We start from the raw sequence: 12,236 nt of genomic DNA on the forward strand, positions 1-12,236 counted from the left end.
TGCGGCCATTGGTGTCAAATTAAGCTCAAACGCTTACACAACATATATTTTACCCCTCCCCTTACCAAGGGGAGGGGCGGTTTTGGCTTTAGACAAAACCGGGGTGGGGTAACGCGAAGAGTAGATGTAAATTTTAAATTTTTGATGCCGTTGCACTTTTCTCTAACTGTCTAATCCGCTCTATTTGCAAGAGGTTCCACTCATCCTCAGAATAGGGTGTACTAAACCAGACATCTAATATTTCTTTAGCGATCGCTTCTGTAGTAGCACGTAAACTTAGTACAAGGACATTCGCATGATTCCAGATGCGGGCCCCGCGTGCCGTCTCAGCATCATGACACAAAGCTGCACGTATCCCTGAGACTTTGTTGGCGGCAATAGATGCACCTGTACCAGTCCAACAAAAGACAATCCCTTCATCTGCTTTCTGGGTTGCCACTGCCAAAGCAACTTTACTACAGTTGAGAGGCCAATCAACTTCAGGATCATTCTCGGTTAGGGAACCGAAGGGTATAACTTCATGCCCACGCTGCTTAAGTTCTTCCACTATCCTATCGGTAAGGTTGGTGCGTTCATCACTGCCAATAGCGATTTTCATGACTGTTCACGCTTTCCCCTTTCAAAATAGGGATTTAATGTTTGAGGACTGATCCTTAAAAATCACAAAGGTAGATATATCGTCTATATTCCAACCGGAATAAAACGGCGATGTCTCTAACATTGAGTTTAGCAATATAGCATTCTTATTAGCCAAACCAATCAATATTAGGTAGATGGATCTAAATAAATATAAGATAGTTTGTCATTGCGTACCCCAAAGGATAACCCGTTGTCCTTGGTCTTTGCCAAGAGAAGGGTATGAAGTGTTCGCGCCTTGGTTTCCAAAAGTTGCGATCGCAAAGACTGAGATTGCAACTCTACAAGACCAAGGCGAACACTCCAGTGCATTCCCTAGCCTACGCGAAGGCTTACGCCAACGCAATGACATTTTATATTTAATTTCGCCCAGCTACTTACTAAATCAACTTGATCGTAAACATCATTAAAAAATGGGTAGATAGAGATTGAGCATTACGTAGTTATCGATAGGTACAAATATTAAAAACTCCGACTACCCACTTCTTGCGGTGCAGGGTTGATGGGAGCGCCATTGGTTAGGCTGAGAATACCGGAAACAACAATTTTGTCCCCAGCTTTTAGTCCTTGGATAACTTGATAACTATTCCCCTCAATAACTCCTAATTTCACGGGCTTTTGTTGAGCTACTAAAGATGCTGCTTCAGCTTTAGGCTTTTGTGCCGATGCTTCAGCTTTAGGCTTTTGTTCTGGCGCTTCAGCCACAAATACAAAAGTCTCCCCACCCAAGCGAGATACTGCTGTAACTGGAATTAAAATTCCTGGATGTTTGTTCCAGATCACTCTGGTTTGCACTGACTGAAGATTAAGCAGTCGATTTCTCAAATTGCCAAAGTTGGCTTTCACCAAAACTGTCTGCGAATCTAAACTAGCATTTGGAGAAATAAAACTGATCTTACCCGTTACTGTGGGTAGTCCTTGGGCGTTCAGCATTTGCACAGGTAAACCCAAGCGCAACTTTTTGGCTTGATTTAGCGGAATGGATATATTCAGGTCTAAAGAGTCGTTTTTGGTCAATGTGGTAAGTTGATCCCCTTGTGCTACATACTGTCCTGGCTTGACTGGGATATTACCAACAATACCTGTGAAAGGAGCTAGAACTTTTGTATATTGCACTTGGACTTGAGCCGACTGGACTTCAGCCGCTGCTTGGTTTACTTGCGATCGCCCCTGAGCAATATCTTCTGGGCGGTTGCCGTTCAACTGTTGCTTATAGAATTGTTTCTGTTGTTCTAAGGCAGCACCTAGCTGCTGGATATTAGCAGTTCTGTTTTTGCGGAGTTGCTCTAAGTTTTTTTGGGCTGCAACCACCGCTGCTTCAGTACTAGCTTTGTTTTTCACGTATTCATCTAGGGTATCTTGGGAAGTTGCCCCTTGTTTTGTTAATTCTTCGTATCGCTTTGCTCGTGCTTGTGCTAGTACTTGATCGGATTTAGCGGAATTAACTTGAGCTTCAGCCTGCTGAATTTGCTGTGGTAGCGATCCAGATACGGCATCTTGATATTTTGCTTGGGCCTGATCTAGCTGGGCTTTGGCTTGGGAAACTACTTCTGTTCGAGTCCCTGCTTTGAGTTCGGCAAGATTCGCCTGTGTTTGTTGTAGTGCTGCTTGTTTTTGTCGTAGCAGGGCTAAGGCATCATCAATTTCTAAGCTAATAATTACTTGCCCTTGTTGAACACGGTTGCCCTCTTTGATGAAAATCTGGCTAATTCGCCCTCCAACCTGTGGTTTGATTGGTACTGAGAGTGGTGCCTCTAAGGAGCCAATAAATTCCGAACTATCCTGCACAGTTTCAGTTTCCACTGTTGCTAGCTTAACGGAAACTGCTGGTTGAGGAGCTGCTCCAGCACCCTCTAGTGCATTGCTAGCATTACGAGTTTGCCACCAGCGCCAACCAAAACCAACACCTGCAATTAACAGGATAATTCCCAAGATTAGAGGCCAACGCCGCTTTCGAGGTGGCTTAGGCGATCGCTCTGGCAATGGTTCTAACTCTTGACTAGAATCAGTAACAGCAGGCTGTTCTATTTCAACGGGAAGGGGAGACTCAGGGAACTCAGAATGGGGCATCTTCGGTTTCTTCTCTTGTGGATTTAGACTTAAGCAATCATACTTTTCGCTAAAAAAGCATTGTTTAAATAGTTTTTAGCTCTTTTTTTTGATGCTGGTAACAAATATATATTTGGGTATTTGGCGATCGCTCACGATGTCTAGCACCTAAAACGAACAAACATCTTCAGCACATTCTAATTAATTTATACATTTTATAACTCCGATAATTTGTTTATACGGGTGATTTATCAAACTATTTTAGGCAGTATAAACCCTGTATTTAGTAGCTCCGAGAGAAAGCACCGTTCAATGTCCGGTTCATCTTGTTTGAGGCAAATTAACAGAACCTCCTGTCTTCTTCAAGGACTGTAAAGCGATCGCTTCGGCAATCACAGCAGCTAGTAGTTGCTCTTTGTTCTAAAAATGACGATATCAAGTTACCTGATTGACCGGAGCAACACGAGCAATTTTTCGCGCTGTGGCTTCGATTAAATCTGCTGTTGCAAACATTTAGTTGCTGACTTTATCAAGTGTGCATGAGTTTGTGCCGTCCTTGATGCTAAGTTTTCCATGAGCATTTGTAAGCGTTTGCTTGCACATGTAAGTGCTTGCTTGCATTATAACCACATGGTAGACGAGATTGGTATAAGATAAACATGAGTTTATCTCTCTTTAGTAGTAGTGAATATTGATCTTAGGGAAGAGAAGAGTATAGAGCGATCGCTGATTAATTCAGCTTTATTAACTGGAGTTTAGGAGTTTCATCAAGTTATCCTCACCAAGAAACAGGTGCAATCAGTGTTCTATAATATAGATTCCTCTTTTTGAGTAATCTTAACTTCCTACACTTAGGTCACCCGATCGGTTGATTTTTAACTCACCCAAATGGGTGATTTAATTTTCCCTAATTAGGGTTTTGTATGTATAGCCGAGCCAGCAATGCCCAATGCCCCATGCTCTTCAACCATCCACAACTGATTTTTTAGAATCCAATTTCGGCAAGATCCCCACAGTTGATTTTCGGTTAGCAAGAATATGAGAAAGCAGCCCTTCATACCGATCAAGTGCTTGCTCCAAGGAATAGTTTTCTTCGGCAAACTGTCTTCCTGTGTGACCTAGCCTCGCCCCTAGAGCAGGATTAGCATATAAATCATGCACCGCAGCAGCCATTGCATCGGGTGATTCTGGCTCAACAATTATCCCACCACCACTGAGTTGGATTGCTTTAGCAGCAGTACCAGTGGCAGGAACTGAACCCACAATCGGCCGACCACTCGCCAGCAATAGTGGTATTTTTGAAGGCATATTGAACGAAATCACATTGCGCTTTTGCACAATCAGCCCTACATCAGATGCTGCTAGCATTTCGGGTAGTTTTTCTCGTGACTGCAACGGTAGCAGCAAAACATTATCTGCTCCATTTAATAGACAATATTCCTGCAACCTTTGCAATGCTATTGATTCGCCAACGATGACAAAGACAATCTCTCTGATATGACGTAAGCAAAGTGCTGCTTCTATTACTGTTTCTAAACCTTGCGTTAGAGCAATATTGCCCGAATAAAGTACTACGAATTTACCATCAAGTTGATGGCTAGATATCCAGGAGTTGTTCTCTTTCGGTAAAGGGCGGATGAAATTTACATTCACCCAATTGGGAATACAAACAATTTTATTAACAGGTACTCCTTTATTCACTAAATTCTCACGAAATCCATCGGCAATGACACTAATAGTGTGTGCAGTCCGATATGCAAATTTCTCTAGGGCTGCAAGAGTTCGGATCATCCACTTATTTTTTAATAGCCCAATCCGCACGGCAGCTTCTGGTAAAATATCCTGCACATTCAGAACTACGGGGCAGTCGTATAACCAACCAAATATTGTTGCTGGTAACGTAGCTAGTAGAGGCGGAACTGTTAAGATAATCACATCGGGGCGTCCACCTTTAAAGGCTTGGGGTAAACTCGTAAAAACAAAGCTCAACTCCAGTAACAGCCGATCTATGAGGTTAGGTTTAGACTTAATTCGGAGGTAACTTCGTTGAATTGTGACACCATTTTTTTGTTCAGTAACGTACCATTTACCCCGATACTCATCGTAAATTTCCCGCTGAGGATAGTTAGGCATTCCGGTAATCACCCGCACTTGGTGACCTCGCTTTACTAGTCCTTCTGCCAATTCAGTCATTAAGGGAGCAATTCCAATCGGCTCTGGATGATAATTGTAGGAATAGATCAGAATGTGCATGAGCTATTTGTGAATTTCGTGAAGACAGCCTGAGATGAGCGGATTTATTGCTAATTTCAGTAGGCGCTGCTACTTTCATTACTTAATTTCAGTTATGAGCAGATTATGAGTTTTTGTAATCACAATTGCAATCAAGACTATTTAAAACTTTTTATAGTGAATTTTAAACGTTATCAATTATTAATTATTAGTTATCAGTTACCAATTACCACTGTTCACTGATAATTGTTGACTGATTTAATTTTCTTACCATACGCATGATAAGTTTTCACTAATTTTAAGAAGGATACAGAATACAGAATCAATATAGTGAGGGATTCAGACCCACCACTCTCTTACAAAGTTTAGACGTTTTGCGGCAAACCGTAAAATGTCTACGGGGGAAGCCTCCGTTCTGACTTTGCGCTAATTGTAGACACCAAATTTTAAATTTTGTGAGGAACTTAAAGCCGTTTATTCAGACGCCAGTCACACAAAATTAAATTGGAGAATTCTGGCTAATGACTCCTGAATTCTGTTTTGTTAAAAGTGAATCTAATGCTTAAATTTACACTTAGGGGATTGTAGCATTATATTTAATCTCGTGCATGAAACCCACATTCCAGCTTGTAAAGTGGCACATGAAGTATTTCTAACTAAGTCATCAGTATTGAATTTATTAGTTAGCATCTCACTTTTTTGAGTAGTTCAAAAGCACTAACTTTTGAACACTAGCGTCCTGCGTAGCTTCATAGGCGAAAATCTTTTTCATTGTCAGAACTCCAAAATTAATTGACATCATGCAGATATCAATTTATAAACAACACTAACTTTACGAAAGAAATATGTATAATTAAATACTGCATTAAATTACGGTAGCGAATGTAATAAATCAATGAAGAGAAATACTTTTTTTGTGAAGTTTTGGAGAAAATGCCAAGTCATCTAACAAATCTAAGCTCGACTTTATCCATTTTAAGGATGTATATGGCAAGGTTTACTAAGTGATTTTCCCGCTTGGTCAACTGTTTACGGTTATTTCTGGATGTTGAGCAAAGATGATACATAGTTATAGATTCACAAGAATCATCCAAACTCTAATTACCGTAAAAATCACGAGCGATCGCTTGATAATAACTGATAAAGTTGAGCTACGCAAAGTTGAAAACAGTGTCCTATGCCTGGGTTTCTATTAGAAGTTGGTACAGAAGAACTACCTGCAAGTTTTGTCAGTGATGCTTTAGTGCAATGGCGGGAGCGCATTCCCCAAAGCCTGCAAGCAAACAGCCTCAAGGGCGAAAGTGTCCAGGTGTACGGTACTCCGCGCCGTCTGGCAGTATTGATTAAAGGTCTACCATCTCAGCAACCAGACCGAGAAGAAGAAATTAAAGGGCCCCCCGCCCAAGCCGCCTTTAAAGATGGTCAACCAACAGCAGCAGCAGCAGGCTTTGCCAAAAAGCAAGGTGTGGGAATGGATGCGCTGTTTGTTCGTCCCACTGACAAAGGGGAATTTGTCTTTGTGCAAAAAAGATTTCCCGGCCGTCCTGTGGCAGAAATTTTGACAGAACTTGTACCCCAGTGGATTTGGGGTTTGGAAGGTAAGCGGTTGATGCGTTGGGGGAATGGGGATGCGAGGTTTTCCCGACCAATTCGCTGGTTAGTAGCTTTGTTAGATGAGACGGTGCTGCCTTTAGAATTAGTGAATGGCTCTAAAACGATTCAGAGCGATCGCATTTCTCAAGGTCATCGTGTCTTGCATCCTGAACCTGTGACAATTGCCCAAGCGACTGATTATGTTACCACCCTGAAATCTGCCTATGTCACAGTTGACTCAGAAGAACGAGCAAATGTTATTAGAAAGCAAGTAGAGGCAGTAGTACAAAATTTAGGCGGGTATACAGTAATTTACCCCGATTTATTAGAAGAAGTAACCAACCTTGTCGAACATCCTTCCGCAGTTGTCGGTAAATTTGAGCCAGAATTTTTGAAATTACCGACTGAGGTAGTTACTGAAGTCATGGTTACTCATCAGCGTTATTTTCCTGTATTCAAACCAGGTAGTTTTGAGCAAGAATTATTGCCTAATTTTATCACCATTTCTAACGGTGATCCCCATAAATCAGATATTGTTGCTGTAGGGAATGAACGGGTAATTCGTGCCAGATTAGCTGATGGAAGATTTTTCTATGAAGCTGATTTAACTAAGCCAATAGAAAGCTTTCTACCCCAGTTAGAAAAAGTCACTTTTCAAGAAGAATTGGGTTCATTGCGTGCCAAGGTAGATAGAGTAGTCAAGATTGCCGAGCGAATAACCAGCCAATTAAAATTAGAAGAAGACCAAAGCCAAAGAATCCAACGTGCTGCTTTATTATGTAAAGCCGATTTAGTTACCCAAATGGTGTATGAATTCCCGGAATTACAAGGGATAATGGGAGAAAAATATGCCTTAGCTAGTGGTGAAGATGCCGAAGTAGCAAAGGCAATTTTTCAACATTATTTGCCAACGGGAGCCGGTGATATTTTACCAGAAACACTCACAGGTCAAATTGTCGGTTTGGCAGATAGATTAGATACTTTAGTGAGTATCTTTGGTTTAGGTTTAATTCCCTCTGGCTCGTCTGATCCCTTTGCCTTGCGCCGGGCTGGCAATGCTGTAGTTAAAATTACTTGGTTTTATAATTTGCCGATAAATTTAGAGAGTTTATTGGAGCAGATAGCAACTGATTTTGCAGCTAAATATCACAAAGACCAGGCATCATTAACCGCAGCATTACAAGAGTTTTTCTTACAACGCATCCGTACTTTACTACAAGAAGAAAAACAAATTGATTACGACTTAATAAATGCAGTTTTGGGAGAAAATGACCCAGAATACACAGAACGGACGTTAAAAGATTTATTGGATGTACGCGATCGCGCTTTATATTTACAACAAATTCGCAACGATAGTACCTTAGATACCATCTACGAAACCGTTAACCGTTCCACACGATTAGCCGCCCAAGGTGATTTGGATACAAAACAGTTAGAACCGACAGCCGTAGTTCGTCAAGAATTATTTCAAAAACCCTCTGAGACAGCTTTGTATAATGCTTTAATCGAATCAGTACCCCAAACTCAAGCAGCACAGCAGACACGAAATTATCAACTGTTAGTAGCAGCACTAACAAAAATTGCTCCAACAGTTAGTAACTTCTTTGATGGCCCAGATAGCGTTTTAGTTATGGACTCCGATCCAGAAGTTAAGCGGAATCGATTATATCTGCTGGGATTAGTTCGCAATCATGCCCGTGTTCTAGCTGATTTTGGTGCGATCGTCAAAAATCTGTAGCGTAGGTCAACAAAAAGTTGTGTAATTTTTGCCAATAGACGCTACTATAGGGAGTGCTTAACCAGGGACTCTGCTGCAATCTATGCCTAGAGCTACTGTAATTGGATTAGGAAAGTCCGGTGTTGCTGCGGCAAGATTGTTGAAACGGGAAGGTTGGGAGGTAGAGCTAAGTGATGGCAACACCTCCGAAACCCTCCTACAACAACAACAACAACTCGCTGCCGAGCAAATAACCGTTAAACTAGGCCAATCCCTAGAATTGAATAGTGCTAATTTACCTCAATTAATAGTCGTTAGTCCTGGCGTGCCTTGGGATATTCCCGTATTAGTTAAGGCACGCCAATTAGGTATTGAAACCATTGGGGAAATGGAACTCGCTTGGCGAAATTTGCGTTGGCGCAGCCAGCCGCAGGCATCGCTACCTTGGGTAGGAATTACTGGCACTAACGGCAAAACTACTACCACAGCTTTAATTGCTGCCATTTTCCAAGCAGCAGAATTAGATGCGCCCGCCTGCGGTAATATTGGCTACGCCGCTTGTGAAGTTGCCCTATCTTGCAGCACAGGGACAGAAACTCCAATCCAAAATTGTATTGATTGGGTAATTGCGGAAATTAGCAGCTATCAAGTAGAATCTTCCAGTTCTCTTGCACCCCGTATCGGTGTTTGGACGACTTTCACGCCGGATCATCTTAGTCGCCATCAGACTTTAGAGAACTATTACAATATCAAAGCCAAATTATTACGCCAGTCAGAGTTGCAAGTATTCAATGGTGATGATACCTACTTGAGGCAGCAAGGTTTAAGTGCTTGGCCTGATGCTTATTGGACAAGTGTGAGAGGAAAAGATTTCCTGATTAGCGAAAAAGGCTTTTACATCGAAGACGACTGGGTTGTAGAAAAGTTGAGTGCAACCTCTGCACCAGAACCAATTGTGAAAGTATCCACTTTGCGGATGGTAGGAGAACATAACCAACAAAATCTCTTGATGGCAGTAGCAACGGCAAGATTAGCGGGAATTAATCGTGATGCGATCGCACGTGCTATTGTTGAATTTCCTGGTGTTGCTCATCGTTTGGAGCATATCTGCACTTGGGAAGGTATTGATTTCATTAACGATAGCAAAGCCACTAACTACGATGCTGCAGAAGTTGGTTTAGCATCCGTTAACAGTCCAGCGATTTTAATTGCTGGTGGAGAAGCCAAAGCAGGTGATGATACTGGCTGGCTAGCAAAAATTCACTCAAAAGCTGCTGCTGTGTTATTGATTGGCTCTGCTGCACCCGTATTTGCCCAACGCCTCCAAGAGGTGGGGTATTATTCTTACCATATTGTGGAAACTATGGAAATAGCAGTTCCGAAAGCAGCAGAATTAGCTAAGGAGTATCAAGCGCCTGTGGTGTTGCTATCTCCGGCTTGTGCGAGTTTTGACCAGTACCCGAATTTTGAAGTGCGGGGCGATCGTTTCCGTCAGTTGTGCCTTGATTGGGCGGGAGGAGGGATTCAATACAACTTGATTCTTTCTTCCCTATAATTCATTCCCTGTGTGGCTTGCAGTTACGCAGTGAGTGAATTGTGTAAAACTATTAACAATTTTTGTATTGGTAGGAAATAATTATTTTACAACTTCAACCTCATGAGCAATGCTTGTAGGTTTAGGAATAGGTAAACCATCTTCTAGCATTCCTTCTAGATGAAATTCAATAGCTTCTGCAATCATTTGCTTGACTTCTTCTAAAGTTTCACCCACTGCGACACAACCTGGCAAACAGGGACATAAGCGCTGTAGCTAGTTTCTCCCTTTTCAATCACAACTGTATAACGCATCAGTCTTCCTCTAATTGAGCTTGTCTCCAGATATTTTTAAGAGTACCAATTGGCACATGCACATTTGGCTTACCAGACACTATTACAGTACTGGGTTTATCTGGATGTTTGAACTGTCGATGACTACCTTTAGTTCTAACAAGATACCAACCATTAGCTTTTAGTCATTTGATAACTTCGCGTACTTTCATGCTAGCGCTTATCTGTAAGGTGAAATTTATATTACAGATAGAGTATCTTATTGACAATTATTAAAGCAATCACTCAATATAGTCAAAATCGCTTCATGAATCGAGTGGCTCAAAATGAAATGCTAAAGTTAATAATCAAGCTTTTCCAGAGCTACATTCCCTCTCTCACAGATAAAATTTATATATGAACGCTACACAAGAAAAACTAAAAGTTCAGCTTGAACAGGCAATAGTTGCGGCTTTTGGCGCTGACTTCGCTGGAGTAGATCCAATTTTGGTTTCTGCTAGCAATCCTAAATTTGGTGATTATCAGGCGAATGTGGCTTTATCCCTGAGTAAAAAGAAAGGATTGCAACCAAGAGCGATCGCACAAGCGATCGTTGAGAAACTAGATGTATCCGAAATCTGCGAACCGCCAGAAATCGCTGGGCCAGGATTTATCAATCTAAAACTAAAAACGGTATATTTAGAAGCCCAACTCAATGCGATTCAAACTGATCCCCGGTTGGGAGTTCTAGCTGCAAAAACGCCAAGAAAAGAAATTGTCGATTTTTCTAGTCCAAACATTGCCAAAGAAATGCACGTTGGACACTTGCGTTCGACAATTATTGGTGATTCCATCGCCCGAATTTTAGAATTTCAAGGACATGATGTCTTGCGGTTAAATCATGTGGGTGATTGGGGTACACAGTTTGGAATGTTAATCGCCTATCTCCGGGAAGTTTACCCAGACGCGCTTACCACCGCTAATGCTTTAGATATTGGTGATTTAGTCTCTTTTTACCGCAAAGCCAAACTGCGGTTTGATACAGATGCAGCTTTTCAAGAAACAGCACGGCAAGAAGTTGTAAGATTACAAGCAGGTGCAGAAGATACACTCCATGCTTGGAAATTGCTGTGCGAACAGTCGCGGCTGGAGTTTCAAATAGTTTATGACTTGCTAAATGTCGAGATAATTGAACGGGGTGAATCTTTCTACAACTCCTTACTATATGGCGTTGTGGAAGATTTAGAAAAATCTGGGTTACTCGTAGAAAATCAAGGAGCAAAATGCGTTTTTCTGGAAGGATTTACAAATAGAGAAGGTGAACCTTTGCCCTTAATTGTGCAGAAATCAGATGGCGGTTATAACTACGCCACAACAGATTTAGCATCCCTCCGCTACCGGATTCAGCAGGATGAAGCAAAGCGGATAATTTATGTAACAGATGCTGGACAAGGAAATCACTTTGCCCAATTTTTCCAAGTTGCGCGCAAAGCTGGCTGGATTCCCGATGATGTGGAATTAGTGCATGTGCCCTTTGGGCTGGTGTTAGGAGAAGATGGGAAGAAATTCAAAACTCGTTCTGGGGATACTGTGCGGTTACGGGATTTATTAGATGAAGCTGTTTCGCGTTCCCATGCTGACTTAAAAACTAGATTACAAGAAGAAGAACGCCAAGAAACTGAAGAATTTATTAATGAAGTTGCTAGAGTAGTTGGGATCAGTGCAGTTAAGTATGCAGACTTAAGCCAAAACCGCACCAGTAACTACATTTTCAGCTACGACAAAATGCTGGATCTCAAAGGCAATACGGCGCCCTATATGCTGTATGTTTATGCGCGGATTCAGGGGATTAGCCGCAAGGGTGATATTAACTTTGAGGAGTTGGGAAACAATGCTGTTCTGTTGCAGCATGAAACAGAATTAGCGCTAGCAAAATATTTACTTCAACTGGATGAAGTTATTAGTAGTGTAGAGCAAGACTTGCTACCCAATCGTTTATGTGAGTATTTGTACGAACTGAGTAAGAAGTTTAATCAGTTTTATGACCGCAATCAGGGAGTTCAGGTGTTGGATGCACAGGAACCGCAGCGAACATCTCGCTTGGTTTTATGTGATTTGACTGCTAGAACTCTGAAGTTGGGATTATTATTGTTGGGAATTCAGGTATTGGAGAGGATGTAATTTTTTTAACGCAAAGGTACGC

The 12,236-nt window shown here is 41.7% G+C and carries 7 protein-coding genes and 2 pseudogenes; 3 read left to right on the forward strand and 6 right to left on the reverse strand.

The window, feature by feature from the left end; genetic code table 11:
- Positions 1-133: 133 nt before the first annotated feature.
- The 4 genes from V7K35_RS28070 to V7K35_RS28085 form a co-directional block, all read right to left on the reverse strand.
- Positions 134-598, reverse strand: coding sequence for an RpiB/LacA/LacB family sugar-phosphate isomerase (locus V7K35_RS28070; RefSeq protein ID WP_335083558.1), 465 nt, complete (start codon positions 596-598; stop codon positions 134-136).
- A 167-nt stretch (positions 599-765) separates the two neighbouring features.
- Positions 766-948, reverse strand: coding sequence for a hypothetical protein (locus V7K35_RS28075; RefSeq protein WP_335083560.1), 183 nt, complete (start codon positions 946-948; stop codon positions 766-768).
- A 150-nt stretch (positions 949-1,098) separates the two neighbouring features.
- A complete protein-coding gene (locus V7K35_RS28080; RefSeq protein WP_335083561.1) occupies positions 1,099-2,706 on the reverse strand; it encodes an efflux RND transporter periplasmic adaptor subunit in 1,608 nt (535 codons plus the stop codon).
- A gap of 942 nt (positions 2,707-3,648) precedes the next feature.
- Positions 3,649-4,938 carry a glycosyltransferase family 4 protein gene (locus V7K35_RS28085; RefSeq protein ID WP_335083563.1) on the reverse strand — a complete coding sequence of 430 codons (1,290 nt, stop codon included), beginning with the start codon at positions 4,936-4,938 and terminating at the stop codon, positions 3,649-3,651.
- Positions 4,939-6,094: 1,156 nt separating this feature from the next.
- On the opposite strand from V7K35_RS28085, the gene glyS reads away from it, so the two are divergent.
- Positions 6,095-8,248 (forward strand): glycine--tRNA ligase subunit beta, encoded by a 2,154-nt coding sequence (glyS, locus tag V7K35_RS28090; protein WP_335083565.1) that lies wholly within the window; start codon positions 6,095-6,097, stop codon positions 8,246-8,248.
- An 82-nt stretch (positions 8,249-8,330) separates the two neighbouring features.
- Positions 8,331-9,782 (forward strand): UDP-N-acetylmuramoyl-L-alanine--D-glutamate ligase, encoded by a 1,452-nt coding sequence (gene murD, locus V7K35_RS28095; protein ID WP_335083567.1) that lies wholly within the window; start codon positions 8,331-8,333, stop codon positions 9,780-9,782.
- A gap of 81 nt (positions 9,783-9,863) precedes the next feature.
- On the opposite strand, the pseudogene V7K35_RS28100 reads toward murD, so the two are convergent.
- Positions 9,864-10,075 (reverse strand): annotated as a pseudogene (locus V7K35_RS28100) (type II toxin-antitoxin system HicB family antitoxin).
- Positions 10,075-10,179: pseudogene (locus tag V7K35_RS28105) on the reverse strand (type II toxin-antitoxin system HicA family toxin); the annotation flags it as partial. The pseudogenes V7K35_RS28105 and V7K35_RS28100, both read right to left, overlap by 1 nt.
- Positions 10,180-10,450: 271 nt before the next feature.
- Here V7K35_RS28105 and argS point away from each other — a divergent pair.
- Entirely contained in the window at positions 10,451-12,214 is a 1,764-nt protein-coding gene (gene argS, locus V7K35_RS28110; protein WP_335083569.1) for an arginine--tRNA ligase, read from the forward strand.
- Positions 12,215-12,236 lie beyond the last annotated feature (22 nt).

Origin of the sequence: Nostoc sp. (assembly GCF_036917275.1) — a bacterium.
Lineage (GTDB): Bacteria > Cyanobacteriota > Cyanobacteriia > Cyanobacteriales > Nostocaceae > Nostoc.